25 protein-coding genes are annotated in these 22,873 nt (G+C 65.3%); 18 read left to right on the top strand and 7 right to left on the bottom strand.

What is annotated here, in order from left to right:
* Positions 1-5: 5 nt before the first annotated feature.
* The 6 genes from BLS91_RS08425 to BLS91_RS08400 all read left to right on the top strand — a co-directional run bounded on the left by BLS91_RS08425 (position 6) and on the right by BLS91_RS08400 (position 5,693).
* On the top strand, positions 6-1,442 hold the full coding sequence (locus BLS91_RS08425; protein WP_092340289.1) for a tyrosine-protein kinase domain-containing protein: 1,437 nt from the start codon (positions 6-8) through the stop codon (positions 1,440-1,442).
* The gene (locus BLS91_RS08420) at positions 1,439-2,209 is read left to right on the top strand and encodes an arsenate reductase/protein-tyrosine-phosphatase family protein (RefSeq protein WP_092340288.1); all 771 of its coding nucleotides are present in this window, start codon (positions 1,439-1,441) and stop codon (positions 2,207-2,209) included. Before BLS91_RS08425 ends, BLS91_RS08420 begins: the two co-directional genes overlap by 4 nt.
* A 1-nt stretch (position 2,210) precedes the next feature.
* Positions 2,211-3,191, top strand: a complete 981-nt coding sequence (locus BLS91_RS08415; RefSeq protein ID WP_092340287.1) for a hypothetical protein — start codon at positions 2,211-2,213, stop codon at positions 3,189-3,191.
* A gap of 198 nt (positions 3,192-3,389) precedes the next feature.
* Positions 3,390-3,710 carry a TFIIB-type zinc ribbon-containing protein gene (locus BLS91_RS08410; protein ID WP_092340286.1) on the top strand — a complete coding sequence of 107 codons (321 nt, stop codon included), beginning with the start codon at positions 3,390-3,392 and terminating at the stop codon, positions 3,708-3,710.
* Between the two features lie 140 nt (positions 3,711-3,850).
* Positions 3,851-4,516: a nucleoside/nucleotide kinase family protein gene (locus tag BLS91_RS08405; protein WP_092340285.1), complete on the top strand. Its 666-nt coding sequence runs from the start codon at positions 3,851-3,853 to the stop codon at positions 4,514-4,516.
* Positions 4,517-4,688: 172 nt separating this feature from the next.
* Positions 4,689-5,693 carry an adenosine deaminase gene (locus BLS91_RS08400; protein WP_092340284.1) on the top strand — a complete coding sequence of 335 codons (1,005 nt, stop codon included), beginning with the start codon at positions 4,689-4,691 and terminating at the stop codon, positions 5,691-5,693.
* A gap of 70 nt (positions 5,694-5,763) precedes the next feature.
* Here BLS91_RS08400 and BLS91_RS19920 read toward each other — a convergent pair whose 3' ends face one another.
* The 4 genes from BLS91_RS19920 to BLS91_RS08385 are packed head-to-tail and all read right to left on the bottom strand — an operon-like array spanning position 5,764 to position 7,820.
* A complete protein-coding gene (locus BLS91_RS19920) occupies positions 5,764-5,931 on the bottom strand; it encodes a hypothetical protein (protein WP_159433841.1) in 168 nt (55 codons plus the stop codon).
* Between the two features lie 9 nt (positions 5,932-5,940).
* Entirely contained in the window at positions 5,941-6,315 is a 375-nt protein-coding gene (locus BLS91_RS08395; RefSeq protein ID WP_092340283.1) for a rhodanese-like domain-containing protein, read from the bottom strand.
* Complete coding sequence (locus tag BLS91_RS08390) at positions 6,308-6,919, bottom strand: bifunctional 4-hydroxy-2-oxoglutarate aldolase/2-dehydro-3-deoxy-phosphogluconate aldolase (RefSeq protein ID WP_092340282.1); 612 nt, start codon at positions 6,917-6,919, stop codon at positions 6,308-6,310. Before BLS91_RS08390 ends, BLS91_RS08395 begins: the two co-directional genes overlap by 8 nt.
* Positions 6,920-6,938: 19 nt before the next feature.
* Complete coding sequence (locus BLS91_RS08385; RefSeq protein WP_092340281.1) at positions 6,939-7,820, bottom strand: sugar kinase; 882 nt, start codon at positions 7,818-7,820, stop codon at positions 6,939-6,941.
* A gap of 125 nt (positions 7,821-7,945) precedes the next feature.
* Here BLS91_RS08385 and BLS91_RS08380 point away from each other — a divergent pair, with 125 nt between their 5' ends.
* From BLS91_RS08380 to BLS91_RS08345, 8 genes are all read left to right on the top strand, one after another.
* Positions 7,946-9,247, top strand: coding sequence for an alanine racemase (locus tag BLS91_RS08380; RefSeq protein ID WP_092340509.1), 1,302 nt, complete (start codon positions 7,946-7,948; stop codon positions 9,245-9,247).
* 154 nt (positions 9,248-9,401) lie between these two features.
* Positions 9,402-10,658, top strand: coding sequence for an ABC transporter substrate-binding protein (locus BLS91_RS08375; RefSeq protein WP_159433840.1), 1,257 nt, complete (start codon positions 9,402-9,404; stop codon positions 10,656-10,658).
* 80 nt (positions 10,659-10,738) lie between these two features.
* Positions 10,739-11,662 (top strand): carbohydrate ABC transporter permease, encoded by a 924-nt coding sequence (locus BLS91_RS08370; RefSeq protein WP_092340279.1) that lies wholly within the window; start codon positions 10,739-10,741, stop codon positions 11,660-11,662.
* A complete protein-coding gene (locus tag BLS91_RS08365) occupies positions 11,659-12,495 on the top strand; it encodes a carbohydrate ABC transporter permease (RefSeq protein ID WP_092340278.1) in 837 nt (278 codons plus the stop codon). Before BLS91_RS08370 ends, BLS91_RS08365 begins: the two co-directional genes overlap by 4 nt.
* 5 nt (positions 12,496-12,500) lie before the next feature.
* Complete coding sequence (locus BLS91_RS08360; protein ID WP_092340277.1) at positions 12,501-13,676, top strand: ABC transporter ATP-binding protein; 1,176 nt, start codon at positions 12,501-12,503, stop codon at positions 13,674-13,676.
* Between the two features lies 1 nt (position 13,677).
* On the top strand, positions 13,678-15,255 hold the full coding sequence (locus BLS91_RS08355) for an N-acyl-D-amino-acid deacylase family protein (RefSeq protein WP_092340276.1): 1,578 nt from the start codon (positions 13,678-13,680) through the stop codon (positions 15,253-15,255).
* Between the two features lie 60 nt (positions 15,256-15,315).
* Entirely contained in the window at positions 15,316-16,047 is a 732-nt protein-coding gene (locus BLS91_RS08350) for an IclR family transcriptional regulator (RefSeq protein ID WP_092340275.1), read from the top strand.
* 52 nt (positions 16,048-16,099) lie between these two features.
* Complete coding sequence (locus tag BLS91_RS08345) at positions 16,100-16,486, top strand: RidA family protein (RefSeq protein ID WP_092340274.1); 387 nt, start codon at positions 16,100-16,102, stop codon at positions 16,484-16,486.
* Between the two features lie 25 nt (positions 16,487-16,511).
* Here the strand turns inward: BLS91_RS08345 and BLS91_RS08340 are convergent, their stop codons facing one another.
* The 3 genes from BLS91_RS08340 to BLS91_RS08330 all read right to left on the bottom strand — a co-directional run bounded on the left by BLS91_RS08340 (position 16,512) and on the right by BLS91_RS08330 (position 18,550).
* Positions 16,512-16,859 carry a DUF202 domain-containing protein gene (locus BLS91_RS08340; protein ID WP_092340273.1) on the bottom strand — a complete coding sequence of 116 codons (348 nt, stop codon included), beginning with the start codon at positions 16,857-16,859 and terminating at the stop codon, positions 16,512-16,514.
* 5 nt (positions 16,860-16,864) lie between these two features.
* The gene (locus BLS91_RS08335; protein ID WP_092340272.1) at positions 16,865-17,224 is read right to left on the bottom strand and encodes a YidH family protein; all 360 of its coding nucleotides are present in this window, start codon (positions 17,222-17,224) and stop codon (positions 16,865-16,867) included.
* A gap of 288 nt (positions 17,225-17,512) precedes the next feature.
* Positions 17,513-18,550 (bottom strand): LacI family DNA-binding transcriptional regulator, encoded by a 1,038-nt coding sequence (locus BLS91_RS08330; protein ID WP_092340271.1) that lies wholly within the window; start codon positions 18,548-18,550, stop codon positions 17,513-17,515.
* A 202-nt stretch (positions 18,551-18,752) separates the two neighbouring features.
* Here BLS91_RS08330 and BLS91_RS08325 point away from each other — a divergent pair, with 202 nt between their 5' ends.
* From BLS91_RS08325 to BLS91_RS08310, 4 genes are read left to right on the top strand one after another with little or no spacing between them, the layout of a single operon-like run.
* A complete protein-coding gene (locus BLS91_RS08325; protein ID WP_241983086.1) occupies positions 18,753-19,826 on the top strand; it encodes an asparaginase in 1,074 nt (357 codons plus the stop codon).
* The gene (locus BLS91_RS08320) at positions 19,823-20,713 is read left to right on the top strand and encodes a polysaccharide deacetylase family protein (protein WP_092340270.1); all 891 of its coding nucleotides are present in this window, start codon (positions 19,823-19,825) and stop codon (positions 20,711-20,713) included. Before BLS91_RS08325 ends, BLS91_RS08320 begins: the two co-directional genes overlap by 4 nt.
* Complete coding sequence (locus BLS91_RS08315; RefSeq protein ID WP_092340269.1) at positions 20,710-22,116, top strand: MFS transporter; 1,407 nt, start codon at positions 20,710-20,712, stop codon at positions 22,114-22,116. Before BLS91_RS08320 ends, BLS91_RS08315 begins: the two co-directional genes overlap by 4 nt.
* Positions 22,109-22,873 carry an SDR family NAD(P)-dependent oxidoreductase gene (locus tag BLS91_RS08310; RefSeq protein WP_092340268.1) on the top strand — a complete coding sequence of 255 codons (765 nt, stop codon included), beginning with the start codon at positions 22,109-22,111 and terminating at the stop codon, positions 22,871-22,873. Before BLS91_RS08315 ends, BLS91_RS08310 begins: the two co-directional genes overlap by 8 nt.

Below are 22,873 nucleotides of genomic sequence, written 5' to 3'. Positions count from 1 at the left end.
GCCACGTGGAACTCCGCGACTACATTCGCATCCTGCGCAAGAGCTGGCTTCTCATTGTCGCGCTGACGCTCGTTGCCGTCGCCGCGGCATCCGTTTTCTCGATCACGACGACGCCCAAGTTCAGCGCCATCTCGAAGGTTTTCGTGTCGACGCAATCGAGCGGCACCACCTCTGACCTGGTGCAGGGCAACAGCTTCACCGTGGCGAGGGTCAAGACGTACTCCGGCCTCGCCACCACGCCGCTCGTGTTGCTGCCGGTCATTGAGGGCCTGAACCTCGACCTCATACCGGCCGCTCTCGCTGATGCGATTTCCGTTTCTGCACCGCTCGACACGTCCATTATCGACATCACGGTCACCGACGCCGACCCCGTGCGGGCTGCGGATATCGCCAACGCGGTGTCGCAGAGCCTCACCGAGAACGTGCAGCAGATCGAGAAGCCCGACGACCCGGGTGCGGCCGCGCCGGTCAAACTCACCCGGGTGCAGGTGGCCAGTGTGCCGAACGCGCCGGTGAGCCCGAACGTGCCGCTCAACCTCGCGCTCGGCGCGCTCGTGGGCCTCGCCCTCGGCGTGGGGCTGGCCGTGCTGCGCGAAACTCTCGACATCCGCATCCGCAGCCAGCGCGACGTGGAACAGGTCACCGACATGCCCGTCATCGGCGGCATCGTGTTCGACCCGAAAGCCACCGAGCGCCCGCTCATCGTGCACGCGGACCCGCGCAGCCCCCGAGCCGAATCGTTTCGCACCCTGCGCACCAACCTGCAATACCTCGATCTGGGCCGCGCTGACCGTTCGTTCGTCATCACGTCGTCGATCGGCAGCGAGGGCAAGAGCACCTCGAGTGCCAACCTGGCCATTGCCCTGGCCGATGCCGGCGCCCGGGTGCTGCTCGTCGACGCCGACCTGCGTCGCCCGAAAATCGCCGAATACATGGATATCGAGGGCGGGGTCGGCCTCACCGACGTGCTGATCGGGCGGGCTGAGCTCAGCGATGTCATCCAGCCGTGGGGCCTCGGGCAGTTGTTCGTGCTTCCCGCCGGTCGCATTCCGCCGAACCCGAGCGAGTTGCTCGGCTCAGCCGGCATGGCCACGCTGATCGATGAATTCAACAGCACCTTCGACGTCGTCATCTTCGACTCCCCGCCCCTGCTGCCCGTGACGGATGCCGCTATCCTCGCCAAGAGCGTCGGCGCTGCCATTCTCATCGTTGCCGCTGGCCGTACCCAGAAGAACCAGCTCAAGGGGGCGATCGCCGCCCTGCACAGCGTCGGAGCGCCGATCAGCGGGCTCGTCCTCACCATGCTGCAAATCACCGGGCCGGATGCCTATGGTTACGGACACTATGGTCCGTACGGCTACGGTCACAGCTATGGTGAAGTCGGGGCCGAACCTGACATGGTCCCGCCGTCCTACGCCCGCCGATCGAGAGCCAAAGCATGAGCGCCCCCCGCATTCTTCTGGTCTGCACGGGCAACATTTGCCGCTCTCCGCTCGCTGAGCAGTTGTTGCGAGCTCGTTGTGACGCGCTCGGCCTTCTGGTCGAGGTGCACAGCGCCGGCACCCGGGCCATGGTGGCGAGCCCCATGACGGCCGAGGCGGCCGCGCTCTCGCTCAAGCACGGCGCCCATGACACCGAGCATGCGGCCCGGCAGGTCACCGAGCAGCTCGTTGGCGAGGCCGACCTCATTCTCACGGCTACCCGGGACCACCGCCGTGAGGTCGTCACGCTGCTCCCCAAGGCCACCCGGTACACCTTCACTCTGAACCAGTTCGCCCGTCTGGTTTCCGCCGTGGAATCCCCCTCCGACCCTCCTTCTTCTTCCATTCCGGGCCCGGGCCCGGAAACCGGGCCGAGTTTAGAACCTGGGCCCGGTTCCCCAACCTGGGCCCGGCGAGCGGATGTACCGACCTCGGCCGCCACCGCCGAGTCCCCTCTTCCGGTCGTGTCTCAACAGGATCGGCAACCGGTTGAGGCTGCGCCGCAACCCGCTTCGGCGACCCAGCCGGCGGCATCCGCTTTCTCGGCATTCGTGGCCTCGATCGCCGCGACGCGCGGCCTGCACCCGTCGCCGACTCCCGCCACCCTCGACGATATCGATGACCCATTCCGGCAGTCGGTGGTGGTGTACACCCGAGTCGCCGCCATCATCGACGACTCGGTCACGACGATCGCGGCGGCTCTGGCCCCCGCCCTGCGGCAGAGCTGATATGCGCCGTTTTCACCGCACGAGCCCGCGCGATTCCTCGCGTCGTCGCCTCTGGGTTTATCTCGCCGTCGGGTTGTTCCTCCTGGCTGACATCTATCTTGTCGCCACCGCTCTCACCTCGACCCGGGCCGAGACCAGCCTCCCCGACTCCCCGCCGCCCGCTGCGCTTGTTCCCACCGCCACTCCCGTTCCCAGCCCGACCGGCTCGGTGGCCGCCAGCGTCAGCCCCGTGCCGCTCACGCGCATTCTCTCTGCTGTGTCGTCGACCATCGCCTGGCGGGCCGTCACTGGCACCTGCCCTGACCCGCTCGCCGAGCCCGCCGTCAGCACCGACGGTGGTGCCTCCTGGACCGCGACCGACGCGAACGGTCCCACCGAGGTGACCGCATTGCAGAGCATCGACGCAACCAACGAGTCGGTCGCCCAGTTCGTTGGATTCGCCGAAGAAGACTGCTCGCCCCAGGTCGTGCGCACCTTCGTTGCGGGCGATAACTACTCATCTTCCGAAGACGAGCTCGACACCATGTGGTTTGTCGACCCGGCCGACCGCTCCGAACTGCACGGGCCAGCGGGATTCCAGCCAGCCCCGTGCGATGCGGTTGTGTCCCTCGCGCCCAGCAGCGACGCGGACTCGGCAGCCGTGCTCTGCGCCGACGGCCGCTTGTTCGCCACAACGGATGCCGCCACCACCTGGTCGCCGCCGGTAACCGTCGCCGGAATAGTCACCGTCACTGCCACGTCCACCGGCTACCTGGCCGTCGCGACCACCACCGGCACAACCACAGCCACCGACTGCATCGGTGTGAACCTCGTCGCCCTCACCGCCGATCTCACGCCCACGGTCACCGGCTGTTACCCGACCGAGCAAACTCCCGCCGCCCTGGCCGGCAACGTCGCCGTCGCCGCCGCCGATGACACGCTCTGGCTCTGGATCGGCGACGCCACCCTCCGTTCCACCGACGCCGGCCGCACCTGGCTCTAGCCCGGCCGTTGGGCGTCCCGTTCGTAACTGCCGAGATAGCGGCCCCGACCCCGGAAAACCGGGTCACCTCCAATGGTCTTCGGCGCCGGATGGTAAATTCTCCGCAGTTATACACGAGGCTCCGAGTACGAGTCGCCCGATTTTCCACAAATCGTCAAATGCCCACCACACCCCGGCCGGCGGGACTATTCTCAGCGCATGGACGATAACGTCGCATGGGTCTTCGAAAAGAAAGACGTCGATCAGCCGCGCCTCTGCCCGCAATGCGGCGATCCCCTGGAAGTCACTTGGCACGGCACGGGTTACGACTACGGCTGCGCCAACTTCGCGTGCCCGCAGCTGTACTTTGGTCCGCCGTACTCCGAGGCCGAGCTGGCCAGCGCTGTACCGGCCGAGGTGCGTGCCCCCAACTGCCCGCGCTGCCTCATGCCCATGCAAATCGTGCCCGACGGCGAGACCTGGCAATTCGCCTGTGCGCAAAGCGGATGCGACGGCATCTGGCCTCCCACCGGCTCCTGACCCCCCACCGCCACAGTCAGCGCTCGCAGCGCCCCGTCCCGCCCGCAGCCGCCGCAGCCCCCCCCCCCCGTCAGCGCCCCCGCCCAGCAGCTAACGCGTGTTGAACAGCTCGCGCTCCCGCCGCCCCCTATAGTCAACTCATGTCGAACCGCGGCCTCGAGCCCACAGCATCCGCTCAACTGACCGACCTCGCCCGCCGGGTCATCGATCTTCTGCCCGAGCACGGGCGCATTCTGGTCGGGATTGCCGGCAGCCCCGGCGCCGGCAAGACTACCCTCGCGATGCAGGTCGCCGCGACGGTGAACGATCTGCTCGGCAGCACGGATGTCGCCGTGCACCTCCCCATGGACGGTTTCCACCTCGCCAACTCCACCCTCGACCGCCTCGGCCGGCACGATCGCAAGGGCGCGATCGACACCTTCGACGGCTGGGGATTCGTCGCCTTGCTCCGTCGCCTCCTCACCGAGTACGACCACACGGTCTATGCGCCAAGCTTTAATCGCAACGTCGACGAGGGAATCGCTGCCGAGATCGCCGTGCTGCCGAGCGCTCGTGTGGTCATGGTGGAGGGCAACTACCTGCTCGCCGACACCGAGCCGTGGGTGCAGATCGACTCGCTCCTCGCCGAATCCTGGTTCTGTGAGACCAGCGACAACGAGCGTCTCCGCCGCCTGGTCGACCGGCACGAGCGCCACGGACGCAGCCCCGAGGCCGCGCTGGCCTGGGCCGAGTCCGTCGACGGAAAGAACGCCGAGCTCATCGAGGCCACGCGCCCGCGCGCGACCCTCACGATCTCGGGTCAGTAGCCCCACGCCACCCGCGCGCGGCCTGTTCGGAGCCGTCGATTCGGCGACCCCGGCAGGGTGTTGCTCGCGTTCCCGACGCCGCAACAGTTCAGCGAGCCAAACGTATACTCGCCTGAGTAATACCGAAACCTGTCAACGCAAGCCGTTCGCTCAACGTGAAAGCACCCCGCTCATGCCCTCAACCCACCTGCCATCCGTTGAACTACACCTACACATTGAGGGAACCCTCGAGCCGGAACTCATCTTCGAGTTGGCTGCCCGCAACAAGGTGACGCTGCCTTACAGGGACATCGCCGATCTGAAGAGTCGATACGAGTTCACTGACCTGCAGTCCTTTCTCACGCTCTACTACGCCAATATGGCCGTGCTGCAAACCGCGCAGGACTTTGCCGACCTCACCCGCGCCTACCTGCGTCGTGCGAGCGCAGCCGGCGTGCGCCATGCGGAAATCTTTCTGGACCCGCAGGCGCACACCGTGCGCGGTGTTTCCCTCGCTGCCTGCGTAAACGGCGTGGCGGGGGCCCTGCGTGACAGCCAGGCGCAGTTCGGCCTGTCGTCGGCGCTCATCATCACATTTCTGCGCGATCAGCCTGCCGCCGAGGCGCTCGACACTCTTACCCAGCTGATCGCCATGAACGCACCCATCATCGGAATCGGGCTCGACTCGGCGGAGGTCGGGCACCCGCCGATCGATTTCGTCGAGGTCTTCGACCTGGCCCGCGCGCACGGGCTCAAGTGTGTTGCCCACGCCGGTGAGGAGGGCCCGCCCGAGTACGTGTGGCAGGCCCTGCAACTGCTGCAGGTATCGCGCGTTGACCATGGAATTCGCAGCCTGGAGGATCCGCTGCTCGTGGACTACCTGGTGCAGAATGCCATTCCGCTCACGGTCTGCCCGCTCTCCAACGTGCGTCTGCGTGTCGTGGACACGCTGGCCGATCACCCGTTGCAGGCCATGCTGGAGCGTGGTTTGCTCGTCACGATCAATTCGGACGACCCGGCCTACTTCGGCGGCTACCTCGACGACACGTTTGCGGCGATCACGCGCACCTTCAACCTCACCGTCGACCAGCTCGCCGTGCTCGCGCGCAACGGCGTGCGTGCTGCCTTCATCGACGACGATCGCCGGGCCGAGCTGCTGGCCGAAATCACGCACTGGCGCGCAGCCCGGCCCGCCTAACCCCGCCGAGCCCGCAATAAGGCGGCCGCCACCCGTTGATACAACGTGGTGACGGCCGCTTTGTCAGTTGCTACAAGCGGATGCCCCACGCAACGTTCCGGCGACGGCTCACGACCACCGCGGCCCCGGCCAGAATCAGCAGTAGTACGGCAAACCCGAGCGGTGCCCCCACAAAGCTGGTCTCAGCCAGAGGGCTGATCTCGGAGCGGCCCCTCCCGCCGCCGTTCGTCACTTCCAAGCCCGAAAGTTAGAGCGACTCGCCCGAGGCCCCGACCAGCGGATCCACCGGCGGACGCACGATGCCGGTGGCGGTTTCGACGGCGAGGCCTGAACGGTACCAGTACTCGAAGCCACCGATCATTTCCCGCACCGAATGGCCCTGCGCGATGAGCGCAACGGCCGCTCTGGTGGCGCCGTTACAGCCCGGACCCCAGCCGTAGACGACCACGGTGCGCCCCGCCGGAATGTCATCCCGCAGGCGAATCGCGCCCAGGGCATGCCCGTGGTCCCACGATGCCCGCATGCGCGTGTCCACGAGAATGAATTCCCCCGAGTCCAGCCCCGCGGCGGCATCGAGCACGTCCACCTCGTAGGCGAGCTTGGCCTGCAGGTAGTCAAGCATGGGCGATGGCGGCGAGCAGCTCCAGCTGGGCTGGGTCGCCGAGGGCCGAGCCCACGGCCACGGTGCGCACGCCGTTGGCGAGAAAGAATGACGCGTTTGCGGCGTCCATGCCGCCGGTCGCTACGAATTTGGCTTGCGGAAACGGACCGGCCATGGCGGTGAACCAGGTCGGCCCGAGCAGGCTGGCCGGAAAAGCCTTGAGCCAGGTCAGGCCAGAGGCGAGGGCGGCCTGCACCTCCGAAGCGGTGGCCACGCCCGGCAGGGGCGGCATGCCGGCATCGAACGAGGCACGCACGATAACCGGGTCGTAGCCGGGGCTCACCGTGAAGGCAGCCCCAGCTTCGTGGGCCTGGCGCACATGTTCGAGCGTCACGACGGTTCCGGCCCCGACCGATTTGCCGCGGTCTGCCCCGGCCGCCACCACGGCGCGAAGCGCGTCGATGTCGCGGCTGGACTGAATCGGCAGCTCGACGCAGTCGATGCCGAGATCCCAGGCCTGGCGTGCCAACTCCAGGCTGCGCGCAACGCCGAAGCCGCGCAGGATGGCCATCAACGGCTGGCCGTCGAGCAGGGGGCTGAGCGATTCATTCGATAGTGCGGTCATGTGTGCCTCTCAAAAGCGGTCAGTGGATGTGCAGAAAGTCACTCGTCGATTGCAAAACCAGCACGGCACGGTCATGCCCGGCCTGCAGGCGCTCGGCGCTGCCCTGGCCCTGTAAGAAGGCGTGCAGGTACCCGGCGGCGAAGGCGTCACCGGCCCCGACCGCCTCGACGACGGCCGTCGGAGTAGCCGGAACGAACACGGTTCCCGCGGGGGAGTACTCGGTCGCGCCGACGTCACCGTCTTTCACGATCAGGTACGGCACGTGGGCCAACTTTGTCCGAACGTCGTCGGGAGTGCGCGTGTCCCAGAGGGTGTGAGCTTCGTCGAGGCCCACGAAAACAATGTCGGCGCCGCCGGCTGAGTGTGCGAGCGCGGGAGCAGCATCAGTCACGCTCCACAGGGCGCCGCGATAGTTCACGTCGAAGCTCAGCAGCGTTGGCGCGGCGGCAACCCGAGCGATGACGGTGGCAACCAGCTCGGCACAGCTCGCCGACAGTGCCTCGGTAATGCCGGACAGGTGCACGAGCCGAGCGCTTTCGAGCGGAACCTCAGCGACAGTCACAGCATTCATGAGTGACGCCGCAGAGCCGGCGCGAAAGTATTGCACGCCGTTACCGGGGTCCTTGAAATACGCGCCCGTGGGCGCTGACGCGACCCGGCGCACCCAGCCGGTGTCGACCTGGCGTTCACGCAGCAGCCGTTCGACCCGCCGCCCGAGGGCGTCGTCGCCGAGCTGGCTCACCCACGCGGTGGGGGTGCCCAGATTGCACAGGTGTGACGCCACGTTCGACTCGGCACCGCCGACATCGAGGCGAAACGCGCTCGCGGTCTCCAACGGCTCGGCCTCAACGGGCGTGACGAGCACCATGGTCTCGCCAATGGTGATCACAGTCTGGCTCATGGCTCCATAGTTGACTATCTGAGCATATATTGCAACACTGTTGCAAATACTGCAACATGCTCGCAAGTCGGCGACGCTTCTGATTAGATAATCGATAACAGAAATTGCAACTGCATGTGCACGACATGCAACAATTCGATCGGTACGGTGCAGAAATCAGAGTAGACAACAACCAGCTGTCGCCCCGCGATAAGGGCCTCCCGGCTCGCGCGGCCGGCCTCACCGTAGAACAGTTCCTGGCCACACGCCCGACGCTGTCCGAGTTCTGGACCCCGCTCCTCGTGCTCAGCGACGACGCCCTTGCCCACAACCTCGGCGTCATGGCCGACTGGACTGCGCGCCACGGCTTCTCGCTCATGCCCCACGGCAAGACCACCATGGCACCCGACCTCTGGCGGCGCCAGATCGACACCGGCTCCTTCGGCATCACCCTCGCCACGGCCGGCCAGGTGCGAGTGGCCCGCGACTTCGGCTTCGAATCGATCATGCTCGCCAACGCGCTGACGGATGCCCGCGCCTTGCGTTTCGTGGCCGCCCAGCTCGCCGACCCGAGCTTCTCGTTCAGCTGCTGGGCAGACTCCGTCGACACCGTCGAGGTCATGGAGCGCGCGCTCGACGGCGTCGAAATCGCACGACCGATCAATGTCTGCGTTGAGCTTGGCGCCGACGGCGGACGCACGGGGGCGCGCACGCTGGCCGACGCGCGGGGCGTAGCTGAACGCATCCGTCGGTCGTCGGTGCTGCGTCTGGCCGGCGTTGCGGGTTACGAGGGCTGTCTTGCCCATGACCGCAACGAGCAGGGACTCGCCGCGGTGCGCGACTATCTCGAAGCAATGCTCGAACTGCACACGAGCCTGGCCGATGACTATGACGACCAGGAGGTCATTCTCACGGCCGGCGGTAGCGCCTACTTTGACCTCGTCGATGAAGTCTTCGGCCCCATCGACAACCCCGTGCCGAACACTCGCTATGTGCTGCGCTCCGGTGCCTATCTCACCCACGATGACGGCTTCTATCGGGGAATCTCCCCGCTCGACGCGTCGCGGCTGGGCGACGCCGACCCGGCGCACGTGCTGCGACCGGCCATGCGCGGCCTCGCCCGGGTGCTGTCGCGCCCGGAACCGCAGCTCGCCCTGCTCGACGCTGGCAAGCGCGACTTTCCCTACGACGAGGGGCTTCCCATTCCCCAGACCAGCGCGATCGACCTCGGCGCGGCCGCAACGCCGCTGACCGGGGCCTCGGTCAGCGCGATGAATGACCAGCACAGTTTTCTGCGGCTGGCCCCGGCGCAGGAGCTCGCGATCGGCTCGGTCGTGACGCTCGGGTTGTCGCACCCGTGCACCGCGTTCGACAAGTGGCGCTGTATCCCCGTCGTGCAGAACTGGGAGTCCGACCTCGTGGTGGGTCTGGTTCGCACCTACTTCTAAATAGTGTGCAATATACGCACAATGGCGTGCAAATGTTACAAACCCGCAACATGCCGCTCTTCCGCCCGACTTCGGGCTGCACAATACTGAATTCACATCATCTGCAACATGCGTTGCAACATATGCACAAGCGTCATTTGCACTAGGAGGAAACGTGAAAGTTCAAAAGACAGTCCCGGTCGCCGTCATAGCGGTCGCCGCACTCGCACTCTCGGGCTGTGCAGGCGGTGGCGATGAAGCCGCCAACACTGCCGCGGCCGCTGGCACGTTATCCGTGGCCACCTGGCAGTTTCTGGAGCCCACCCGCGGTGACGCACTGTTCGACACGATCAACGGCTACACGGCCGACAACCCCGATGTGACGCTCGAAAAGGTCGAGATCGCTCGCGCCGACTACGAGAAGACTCTGAGCACGCAGTTCGGCGCCGGCGCTGGCCCCGACGTGTTCGTCATCCCCGACGCCTACTTTCCCCAGCTGGCCGATGCCGGCCTGCTCGAACCGCTCGACGATGTCGTCAGCGAAGCAACCGAGTTGCGCAACATCAACGACAACTACGTCGTCGATGGCAGCCAGCTCGGCCTGGTCTGGGAGGTCGTTCCCTACTCCCTGTTCTGGAACACCGACATCCTCGCCGCTGCCGGTGTCGAAGCGCCCACCACCGTCGACGAACTGATCACCGCTGCCGCCACAATCACCGAAACCACCGGCAAGACCGGCTTCTCGGTTCGCCACCAGATGAACGAGGAAACCCCGTGGTGGACCGACCAGTCCAACTGGGAATTCGGCTACGGCGGCGAGTGGTCAGACGGTGAGAAGCTCACCATCGACTCCGACGAGAACATCGAAGCGGTCGAGGCCTTCAAGTCGGTCTACGACTCCCCGGGCTTCGGCAAGGGCCAGGACGCCTCCACCTACCGCTCGGCTTTCGCAGCCGGCGAACTGGGAATGGCCATCGACAACTCCTCGGCCGTCATGACCCTGGTCGGCGACGCGGTTCCGGCCGACAAGATCGGTTCCGCCGTGCTGCCCTTCCCCGAGGGCGGCTCGGCCTACGCCGGCTTCTCCATCGGTGTCAACGCCAACTCCAAGAACAAGGAAGCGGCCAAAGACTTTATCAAGTGGATGCTCACCGACGACGCCCAGCAGGGCCTCGCCGATACGCTCTTCCCGTCGGCCATCGCCACCGAGGTTGCCGCCTCCGACGAACTGCTGGGCGCCAACCCCTGGGTTGCCGCGTTCCACGAGCAGGTCAACGACGCCAGCAGCGTCATCATCGCCGGATTCGAGGCCGACACCGCGGCCATTCGCACGATCGTGCTCACGCAGATCGAACGCGTGCTCACCGAGGGCATCTCCGCTGAAGAAGCGCTCGCCGAAGCCCAGAAACAGGCTGAAGCACTTACCCAGTAAAACAGCCTGCTCGGGTGTGGTGGCTTTTAGCCGCCGCACCCGAGCAGGGTCGCTCTCCACCCGACTTTTCGAGGAGTCGCATGGTCTCCGTAATGCCCCAGGCGCGGCCCGCTCGTACCAAGAAACGCGTGCGCTCGGCGCCCTACATCTTCATCGGCCTCGCCGTGCTCTACCTGCTCTTCTTCACGGCGTTCCCGCTGCTGACCGGGGTGAACCTCAGCTTCACGAACAGCAAACTGCTCAACCCCTCGGCCGGTTCTTACGTGGGCTTCGACAACTACACCGCTCTCATCACGAGCGGTGCCTTCATGAAGAGCGTCTACACGACGCTCATCTACACGGTGGCGACCGTGATCGGCTGCCTCGTTCTCGGCACGGCCTCTGCGCTCGTCATCAACGGGTTTCTGCCCGGCCGCGCGATCGCCCGCACCATCATGGTGCTGCCCTGGGCTGTGCCGACCGTTGCCCTCGCACTGGTCTTTCGCTGGATTTACAACGACACCAACGGCATCGCCGGCGACGTCACCCAGGGGCTCGGCCTCGGTCAGGTCGGCTGGCTCATCGACCCCAATTACGGCATGCTGGCCGTGGTCATTGCCACGGTCTGGAAGCTCGCACCCTTCGTCATGCTCATCGTGCTCGCTGCCCTGCAGTCCGTTCCCGAGGAACTCTACGAAGCCACCCGGGTCGACGGGGCGGATGCCTTCACCACCTTCAAACAGATCGTCCTGCCGCAGATTGCGCCCACCATGCGCGTCGTCGCCCTGCTCATGACGATCTGGTCGTTCCGTCGCTTTGAGATCATCTGGCTGCTCACCGGAGGAGGCCCGGTCGACGCGACGACGACGATCGTCATTAACGTGTACCGCCAGGCCTTCAATAACGGAAACCTGGGACTGGCCGCGGCGGCCGGCGTGCTGGGGCTGCTGCTCTCGCTCATCGTCACCGTCGTCTACTTCTTCGTCGAACAACGCGCGACCAAAGCGAACGGGATCGAATCATGATCGGCAGGCGCAATCTCAGCATCGGGGTGCGCAGCCTGCTCGCCCTCGTGCTCGTCATCCTCGCGGGCTTCCCCGTGTTCTGGATGATCAACACGGCCATGACGCCGGTCGGCGATCTCTACTCCAACAACCAGCGCATAATCCCCGACTTCAGCCGCACGCTGAACATCTTCCAGGTGCTCGTGAGCGACTCGCCCTTTTTGCGCTGGCTCGGCAACTCCGCCCTGGTGGCCGGGGGAACCACACTGCTGAGTCTGCTGCTGGCCTGCCTGGCCGCCTACGCGCTCTCCCGCTACAAGTTCGTCGGCAAGGGCCTGATGACCTTCGGCTTCTTCGCCACCCAGATGCTGCCCGAAGCCCTGCTCATCGTTCCCCTCTATTCCATGTTCATGACCCTCGGGCTGCTCAACGAGCTCTACGGGCTCGTGCTCGTGAACACGGCCTTCGCCATGCCGGTCGCGGTGTTCCTGCTGAAATCGGCGATGGACACGGTGCCCTACGAGATCGAAGAATCTGCGCGGGTCGACGGCTGCAACGCCCTCACGATTCTGCAGGTCATGTTCATCCCGCTGATCGCGCCCTCCCTCGCGGCGGCAGCCGTCATCACCTTCTTCGACGGCTGGAATGAATACCTGTTCGCGACCACCTTCATTCACGACACCGCGAATTGGGTCGCCTCCACCGGGCTCGCCTCCTTCATCGGCGAATTCACCACGCCGCTCGACATGGTCTTCAGCGGGGCGATCGTCTTCACGATTCCCGCAGCCATCTTTTTCCTTCTAATGCAACGCAAGATCGTCGCCGGTCTCACCGCCGGCTCTGTGAAAGGCTGACCCCGATGGCATCGCTCACATTTGACGCCCTGTCCAAGAGCTATGGCGCCAACACCGTCATCAGCGACTTCAGCGCCACGGTCGACGACAAGGAATTCCTGGTTCTGCTCGGCCCGTCGGGCTGCGGCAAATCCACCATGCTGCGCATGGTCGCCGGGCTCACCGACATCAGCTCCGGCACCCTGAAATTCGGCGACGACGTTGTGAACGCCCTCACCCCGAAGCAGCGCAATATCGCGTTCGTGTTCCAGTCTTACGCGCTGTACCCGCACATGACCGTGCGGGCAAACATCGCATTTCCGCTCATCATGGACAACTTTCGCTGGTGGCACCACCTGCCGTTCTGGGGTGCGTTGATGCGGTCACGGCTACTGAAGCGCCCCGACATCAAGGCCAAGATCGAGCGCACCGCCGAGATGCTCGAACTCACCGACTACCTCGAACGCCGCCCGAAAGCACTCTCCGGCGGCCAGCGTCAGCGGGTGGCCGTTGCCCGCTCGATCATTCGCGAACCCGCGATCTACCTGTTCGACGAACCACTGTCGAACCTCGACGCCAAACTGCGCATGCAGATGCGCGCCGAAATTTCGGCCCTGCACGCGCGCGTGCAGAAAACCTTCGTCTACGTCACCCACGACCAGGTCGAGGCGATGACCATGGGCACCCGTATCATCGTCATGAACGAGGGCGTCGTGCAGCAATACGGCACCCCCGCCGAGATCTACAGCGCTCCCGCCAACGAATTCGTCGCCCGGTTCATCGGCTCCCCGCCGATGAACATCTTCGCGGCGACGGTGCGCGACGGACTGCTCTATGTCGGCGATGTGCCGGTGCTAAATTCCGCCGGCTGGGCGGCATCCGTTGTGGCGCTGGGGTTGCAGACGGTGTCGCTGGGGGTGCGGGCCGAGAAGATCGGGCTCGATTCGCCAAGCGGCGACCTGCTCTCGATCGAGGCGCACACCCTTGTGGTGGAACACCTCGGTGCCGAAACCATCGTGGGCGTCAAGACCGGGCCGGTCGGTAGCACCGTCGACGTGGGGGTCGGTGCCAGCCGCGGCCTGCACTACGCCCGCATCGCCGGTGAAGAGCAGTTCACGACCAATAGCGGATGCCGCATCACCTTCGCCAGCGACGCCGTTCACCTGTTTGACCCCGAGACCGGCAAACGACTGGAGCCCTGACATGACCCGACTGGTGCTGCGTAACGGCACGATCGTCGACGGCAGCGCGACGGAGCCGTACCGCGGCGACCTCGCGATGCGCGGCGACCGCATCGAAGCCGTCGGCGAGGTCCCGGCCGAGCCCGGAGACATAGATGTGGACTGCACCGGCCGGCTCCTGCTGCCCGGTTTCGTCGACGCTCACTCGCACGGCGACGGCAAGGTCTTCGATCCAGCGGTGCAGCTCGCGCTGCTGCGCCAGGGCGTGACGACCATCATCGGCGGCCAGGACGGCATCTCCTACGCGCCCGGAGACGGCGCCTACGCGTCGGAGTACTTCGCCGCGATTAACGGCGAGCACCCGACCTATCGGGGCCCGCGCGTTGCCCACCTGCTCGCCACCTACGATCACACCACCCGGCTGAACGTGGCCTACCTCGTGCCGGCAGGAACCGTGCGGCACGAGGTGATGGCGCGCAGTACCGAGCCCGCCACCCCGGAGCAGCTGGGCCGCATGCGCGACCTCGTCACCGAGGGGCTGCGTGACGGCGCTATCGGCCTGTCGAGCGGGCTCGACTACGTGCCGGGGATCTACTCGGACACCGCCGAACTGGCTGCCCTGTGCGAGCCGGTCGCGGCCGTCGGCGCGGTGTATGTCACCCATATGCGCGGCGGCTATGAGGCCAATTCGGCCGCCGGAGTCGACGAGATCGCCGCGATTAGCCGGCACTCGGGGGTGCGCACCCACATCTCGCACTTTCACGCCGAAGCCGACACGCTCCTTCCCCTGCTGGATCGGTTGCGGGGCGCCGGCATCGACACCACTTTTGACGCGTACCCCTATACCCGCGGATGCACGCTGCTGGCCATGCCGCTGTTGCCGCCGGAATTGGCGATTCGCCCGGTGCACGAGATTCTGCTCGAGCTGGCCCGGCCCGAAGCGCGCGAGGCGCTCCGCCGGGAGTGGTTCCCGCAGATCGACCAGAAGCCAAGTCTCGGGCCGGACTGGCCCACCATGATTACCCTCGGCCACATCCGGGCGCCCGAATACGCCTGGGCGCACGGCCTCACGATCGCTGAGGGAGCCGCGCGGGCAGGCGTCGACACGATCGACTTCGCGCTCGACCTGCTCCTGGCCTCGCGGCTTGAAGTGAACGCCATCATGGCTGTGCGCTACGCCCGTCCGGTCGAGGAGCTGGGTCGCATCCTCTCGCACGAGCGGCACGTCGGCGGGTCGGACGGCATCTTTGTGGGTGCGCACCCGCATCCGCGAGCCCACGGAACCTTCGCCCGCTACCTGCGCGAATTCGTGCGTGAACACGGCTTCTACACCTGGACCGCGGCCGTGGCGCACCTCGCCACCCGGCCGGTCGACACCTTCGAACTCGGTGAGCGCGGGCGGTTGGCACCCGGGCAGATCGCCGACATCATTGTCGTCGACGGGGCCGCGGTGGCCGATCATGCCACCTACGAAGCGCCGCTCGCGCTGGCCACCGGCATCGACGATGTCTTCGTCGCGGGCCGGCCGGTGCTGCGCGACGGCCAGCTCACCTCCGAATTGGCCGGTCGGGGATTACGACGGGTCCCGATAGGGCGATAACGTCGCAGTGTTGCAGTATTTGCATCAACCGGTTCGGTCCTCAGACGAGAAAGTAGTCACATGTCGAAAAGCGTTCGTCGCGCCGCGCTCATCATCGACTCCATCGCGGAGGGGCCGAAGACGGTCGTGGAACTGTCGCAAATGTTCGAGCTGCACCGCTCCACCATGTTCCGCGAGCTGCAATCACTCGAAGAGGTGGGCTACGTGCACCGACGCAAGTCGGGCCAGTACACCCTGGGCCTGCACCTCATCTCGCTCTCCAAACTGGCCTTCGACAACCTCGACCTGAGAGAGGCAGCGCACGACCATATCCGCCGCTTGCACAAGGTGGTCGGCAATACCGTGCACCTGGCCGCGCTCATGGAGAGCAGCATCGTCTACGTCGACAAGGTCGAAGATCCCAACGGTGTGCGCATGTACTCGCGCATCGGCAAAGCCGTGCTGCCCTACTGCAGCGGCGTCGGCAAGGCCATCCTGGCCGATCTCGACGAGGGCGGCCGCAACGCGGTACTGGCCGGGTCGACCTGGGAGAAATTCACCGAGCACACCATCACCTCTCGAGACGCGCTCGACCGCGAGCTCGAGATCGTCAAGAAGCAGCGGTGGGCGGCCGACGACCGGGAGTTCGAGGACTTCGTCAACTGCGTTGCCGTCCCCATCCACTCGTCGATGGGTGTCGTCGGTGCCTTGTCGGTGACCGCTATCCGCATGGTGCAAAACCTGCCCCAACTCAAAACTCACCTGCCCTTGATGCAACAGACTGCCGAGCTCATTTCTCGCGAGCTCGGATGATCACGGGTGTCGCGCCGCTGTCGTGGCGCGCGCCCACCACGAAAGGAACACCATGACGAAAATCACCATCAGAACCGCCAACGCTCCCCAGCCGGCTGGCCCCTACAGCCAGGGCATCGTAGCCAACGGGTTCTTCTACAGTGCCGGTTTTGGCCCGCAGAACCCCGAGACCGGCGAGAAGGCAGCCACGGTCGGTGAGCAGACCCGCCAGGTGCTGCGCAACATCTCCGCTGTGCTCGCCGAGCGCGGACTCACCCTCGACGACTCCGTCAAGGTCACCGTGCACCTGCAGCACCTCAACGAGGACTTCGCCGAGTTCAATGAGGCCTACAAGGAGTTCTTCACCGCGCCGTTCCCGGTGCGCACCACGGTCGGCTCCCAGTTGGCCAACATTCTGGTCGAGATCGACGTGGTGGCGGTCCTCCCCGCATCCGAGTAGGCGCGACGCACGAGTTCGTCGATATCTAGCCCCAGCCCGCCAGCACAGCCGACTGGGAGACGACAAAGACGAGCGCAGCGAGCCCGATCAGCAGGGCGGTGAGCGTCACCGCGGCCACGGCCTTGCCCCCGCTGATGGCCGCGGTCGGGTTGTCCACCAGGGCCCGTGTGGCCCGGTGGTAGCGAATCGACGTGAGCGCATAGGCAGCGCCGACGAGCGCGAGAGCGGGCAGGCCGATCAGCAGTGCCAGCAGCGGGTCGGCGATGGCACCGAATCGAATCGAGACGGCGACTCCCAGCGCGAGTACGAGGCAGGTGCGTCGCCACGCTAGAAGCGTGCGCTCCGGCTGCAGCCCCGACTCGAAAATTCGCATCCCGCTCACACCAGCAGGCTCCCGACGATGATGCCGACGATGGCGATGGCCGCGCCACTGGTGATGATGGCTCCGACGGCAAGGCCGGGCAGCGGCTGCATCAGCCGCATGGACCGCTCGGTTGCGGCCCACGACCACCAGGCGTGCACGATCGACACCAGACCTAGGGCGATGAAGATGAGCGCGGAGGCGAGGCGAATCTCGGCCTGAATCGGGGCATCCAGCGCTTCCAACGCAACGCCAGCGAGCAGCAGCGCGAGCGACGTTCGAATCCAGGCCAGAAAGGTGCGCTCGTTGGCGAGGCTGAAGCGCGGATCGGGCTCGTCGCCCACCTCAAAGACCTTGCGCGGAAACCGTGATCTCATATCTTCCGAGCATACCGGTGGGCAATAGCGGCCGTGCGGCGACCTGGGCGCGGCAAGCGGGTGCCGCTACGCGACCCTCCGACGTCGGCCCGCGACCAGCGCGCCCCCGGCCACTCGCGAGCTCGAAATTGCTGCAGACACCATTGAACCCCCAGGTAAAGCCGATCGTTGCCCTCACGAGGCGTCGCTGCCAGCCGAACTCAGTTTACCGATCAGAACGACCAGTCCCAGCGGATGCCGACCAGCCGCCAGCACCGGTGCAGCGCCCAGGAATGCGAGCGGCCGTCCCTACGTCGCAGTCCGCTCAAAATCGCTGCTGGCGCGCACACACAGGGTGGGGGCAAGTCGAACCGACTCTACCCGGTCGGCATTGAGTACGCCGAGGAGCAGTTTCACTGCCTCCCGGCCAATGTCGAGCATCGGTGACCGCACCGACGACAGCGCGATGGGCAGTTGCGCTGCCAGCGACGTGTCATTGAATCCCACAATCGCCAGATCCCGGCCCACGAGCAGCCCGAGAGAGTTCGCCGCGCCCATGGCACCGATGGCGGCGAAGTCATTGACCGCAAAGATCGCACTTGGTCGACGATTTGTGTTGCGCAGAATGGTGTCGGCCGCGGCCCGACCGCCCATCGTGTCAAAGGGAGCCCAGACAATCGCGCTCTCGGGAATCGCCCCGCCCAGAGCGCGAAAACGTGAGATGAAACCGCTGGTTCGATCGACCGCGGTACTGGCATATTTCTCACCGGCGATGACGGAGACAACTCGGTGACCTCGGTCCCACAGGTGCTGGGCCACCAGTGCGCCGCCGAGGGTGTCGTCGCAGGTCGCCGAGGTGAATCCGGCAATCGCACGGTTCATGAGCACGAAGGGCACCTGGCGTACGCTGAGCTCGTCGAGAATGTTTCCATCGAGGTGCGCGTCGCCGATGATCAGGCCGTCCACCCGCCGCGACAGCATCACCTCCACCTTGCGCCGCTGCATCGCCGTATCGTCGCGGGAGTTCATGACGAAGGTGGAGTAGTTGGCGTCGTCTGCCGCTTCCTCGATTCCCTCATACATAACGGCCAGAACGAGGTCGGAGAGCCGCGGAACGATCACGCCCAGAAGGTGCGTGCGCCGGGTGCGAAGGCTGGCGGCCTGAGGGTCGGGGGAGTATCCCACCTTCTTAGCCAAATCCCGCACGCGCTGGGCCGTAGCTGGAGCGGCAGCCCCCCGCGCTGTGTCGGATTCCCCGTGCAGAATTCGAGACACCGTCGACGGATGCAGACCGAGTTCAGCGGCCAGGTCTTTGAGGGTGACCGACCCCGGTCTGATGTCTGTCATGTCGCTGTCTCCAGTTTCCATTCCCGAGCTGAAGCTTGACGCGCCTGCTGATCCCATTCTATAGTTTGAGCACCTCGCTACCCAAACGATTGGGTAGCAGACGTTACTTACCCGCAACGAAGCGTGCAGTCGGCTGAAACATTGGGTAAATATTCTTTTCACCAATAACCCAATCGATTGGGTAACGACTTTCGGAGAAAACATGACAGATCGTGCCGGCACCCACGTGGTGCTGCTGGCGACCGGGGGAACGATCTCGTCGCGAGCCTTCCCGGCCGAAGGTGGTGCGGCCGTCGCCGCCGACGCTGGATCGCAGATTCTCGACGCCCTCGACGCCCCGCTTGCCTACCCGGTTCGGGTCATTGATGTCGCCTGTGAGGGGTCGTACCTGCTGACCCTCCACGACATGATCGCGATCTGCGCGCAGATCAAGATCGCCCTCGCCGATCCAACCGTGCGCGGCGTCGTCGTCACGCACGGCACCGACACCATGGAAGAGACTGCCTATCTGGCCGACCTCACCCATGACGATCTGAGCCCGGTGGTATTCACCGGGGCCCAGAAATCCGCCGACGCAGCCGATCCCGACGGTCCCGCCAATCTGGCCGCTGCAATAGCGGTGGCCGGGTCGCCCGACGCGGCTGGCCTCGGAGCGCTCATCGTCTTTGCCGGCGAAATCTTTGCGGCGCGTGGCGTGCGTAAGGCGCACACCTTCGCCCTGGATGCCTTCACCAACCCCGATTTCGGCTCGGCGGGTGTCGTGACCGCCGTCGGTGACGTCGTCATTACTGGCTCGAACGAGCGGATGCCGCCACTTCCGCTCCCAGCCGTCCCGCGTGACCAGGCCCTGCGAGTCGACGTGATCTCTGCCTACCCGGGGGCTGACGGCGTCTTGCTGCGGGCATCCGTTGCTGCGGGGGCTGGCGGAATTGTGCTGCAGGCGACGGGCAGCGGCAATGCCAACCCCGCCCTGTGCTCCGCCGTCGCCGAAGCCGCAGGTCACGGAACCGTGGTTGTGACGAGCACACGGGTGAGCGCCGGCCCTGTTATCCCGGTTTATGGTGCCGGCGGGGGGCGCGACCTGGTCGCGGCTGGGGCTATCCCGTCTGGCCTCCTGCGGCCGTCGCAGTCGATGATTCTGCTCAGCCTGCTCCTGCTGCTCGGCCGCGACCACGACGACATTGCCCAAGCTTTCGCCGTGCACGGCGCCGCTCCAGCGCCAGACAAAACCTCCGATTCTCTGTACGTTCACTCCACACGAAAGGCACATTCATGAAGAAAGATATTCAAATCGCATTTGGAGTGGACGTCGACGCCGTCGCCGGAATGCTCGGCTCCTATGGCGGTGAAGACTCCCCGTGCGATATTTCCCGCGGCATGTTCAGCGGCGAGGTCGGGGGGCCGAGGCTTATTCGCCTGTTCGACAAGTACGACCTGCCCGCCACCTGGTTTGTTCCGGGGCATTCAATCGAGACGTTTCCCGAGCTGACCCGAATGATCGTCTCTGCGGGCCACGAGATTGGTGTGCACGGGTACTCCCACGAGAACCCGATTGCCATGACCCGTGAGCAGGAAACCGCCATCCTTGACCGCTCCATCGAACTGATCGAGAACGTTTCGGGCCGTCGGCCCACGGGGTATGTCGCCCCGTGGTGGGAGTTCTCCTCGGTGACCAATGAAATTCTGCTCGAACGCGGAATTAAATATGACCACTCGCTCATGCACAAGGACTTCGAGCCGTACTACGTGCGTGTTGGTGACAGCTGGAAGAAGATCGACTACGCCAAGGACGCCCAGACCTGGATGGAGCCGCTCGTGCGCGGCATCGAGACCGACCTCGTGGAGATTCCCGCCAACTGGTACCTCGATGACCTGCCGCCGATGATGTTCATCAAGGCCGCCCCGAACTCGCACGGTTTCGTGAACCCACGCGATATCGAGCAGATGTGGAAAGACCAGTTCGACTGGGTCTACCGGGAAATGGATCAGGCCGTCTTCACGATGACGATCCACCCCGACGTCTCCGGACGACCGCAAGTGCTCCTCATGCTCGAGCGCCTGATCGAGCATTTCAACTCCTACGAAGGCGTCAGCTGGAACACCTTCGACCAGATTGCAGATTCGTTCCTCGCCCGTTCCCCCCGAAAGGTCCCCTCCGCATGAAACTGAAATCCTCCACCCTCGATCTCACGGCGCCAAGCGTCAATGAGAAACGTCGTTTTCCCGCCTTCACCGTGAAGCAGACCCGCACCGCCACGATTCTGGCGCTGTTGGCCTGGACCGTTGCCGTCTTCGACTACGGACTGTTCGGCACTCTCCTTCCCGCCATGCAGGAATCCTTCGGGTGGACGGCGCCGGAAGCCTACGCGATCAACACCTGGATCGCCGTGGGCACCGCGATCGTGTGCTTCGGCGTCGGCCCGGTCATCGACCGCCTCGGACGCCGCAAGGGCATGATGGTCACCGTCGGTGGTACGGCCATCGTCTCCGGTCTCACCGCCATCATCCCCACCGGAATGGCCTTCCTCAGCAGTGGCTTGCTCGTGATCGTGCGATCCTTTGGCGGTCTCGGGTTCTCCGAGCAGGCCGTCAACGCGACCTACATGAACGAGGTTTACCAGGTCACCGAAGACGAGAAGAAGCGCAAGCGCCCTGGCCTGAGCTACTCCTTCATTCAGGGCGGCTGGCCGCTCGGCTTTCTGCTCGCCAGTGCGCTCGCCCTGGCCTTTCTTCCGACCTTCGGCTGGCGCGCCCTATATCTGATGGCCACCATCCCCGCCGCGCTCATCGTGTGGGCCATCGCGCGCAAGCTCAAAGAAACTCCCCAGTTCGAACTGCATAGTGAACTCACCCGCCTCGAGAAGGCCGGGCGCACCGAAGAGGCCCACCTGCTCGCCGGGTCGTATGGCGTCGAGCACTCCTCGACCACGCCGCTCAAACTCATCTGGCAGCCGCACCTGCGACGCAACACGATCGTGTTCTCGCTCGCCTGGATCTTCAACTTCATGGGCATCATGATCTTCAGCATTTTGGGAAGCTCCGTGCTCAAGAATGCCAAGGGTGTCGAACTCTCCGACGCCTTCTGGATGCTCATCGTCATCAACGCCCTGGCCTACTTCGGCTACGTGTTTCACGGGTGGCTCGGCGACAAGATCGGCCGCAAGCGCACCATCATCAGCGGCTGGATTCTCGCATCGGTCGCCTTCACCATCATGTTGAGCCCCCTCGCTAACAGCCCCGTGACCATCGTCGCCAGCTTCGGCGCCGGCCTCTTCTTTCTCGTTGGCCCGTACGCGGCTATTCAGTACTTCATGGCGGAGTGCTATCCGGTGAGCTGCCGCGCCACCGGCACGGCGTTCATCGGCGCGATGAGCCAGCCCGGAATCGTCCTCGGCGGCGCGCTCTTCACCGCCGTCGCTGCCGGAGCCAACACGGGAACCGCCGCGCTCTGGGTTGGCGCCCTCGGTACCCTCATCTCGGGCGTGCTCATGATCGCCGCCAAGCCCATGGCAGAAGCTCCGCTCGCCATCGAGTCGGAAAACGAGCGGGAAGCCCAGCGTGCCTGAGCCCCGCGTTGCCATCATCACCGGAGCTGCGAGCGGTATAGGTCGGGCGCTAGCGGTGCACTACGCCGGTCTGGGGGTGCGCAGCATCATTGGCTCATTTTCGGGAGACCCGCACGATCCGCAAGAAACGCTGCGGCTGGTGCAAGCCGCCGGCGGTGAAGCAGTCGTGCACGAGGTCGACGTGCGCAGTACGGCATCCGTTGATGCCTTCGCGCAGCGGGCCGTCGACGAGTATGGGCGGCTCGATTATGCGGTTGCGAATGCGGGCATCCTGCGCAATTCGTCGCTCACGGAGATGACGGATGCCCGCTGGACCGACATGCTCGACGTCGACCTCACCGGCGTGCTGCGCACCCTGCGAGCTGCGGCCGATCGCATGACCGAGGGCGGTGCGATGGTGGCGACCTCGTCCATCGCCGGTGGCGTCTACGGGTGGCAAGGCCACGCGCACTATGCAGCGGCGAAAGCCGGCGTACTCGGCCTGATCCGTAGTGTCGCCGTAGAACTGGGACCACAGGGAATTCGCGTCAATGCGGTGATTCCCGGGCTCATTGAGACCCCGCAGTCACTCGACCCGGTGAATTCGCTCGGCCCCGACGGTCTCGCCCAGGCCGGCAAGGACATTCCGTGGGGCCGTGTCGGCACGCCGGCCGAGGTGGCGAGCGTCATCGCGTTTCTCACCTCGGCAGATGCCGGTTATGTCACCGGACAGTCCCTGATCGTCGACGGTGGGCTCACCGTGAAAATGAGGGCCTGA

The sequence above is a fragment of the Cryobacterium flavum genome (genome assembly GCF_900103805.1).
Lineage (GTDB): Bacteria > Actinomycetota > Actinomycetes > Actinomycetales > Microbacteriaceae > Cryobacterium > Cryobacterium flavum.
Note: the sequence above shows the minus strand (reverse complement) of the source record. Positions and strands in the feature narration are given on the sequence as shown.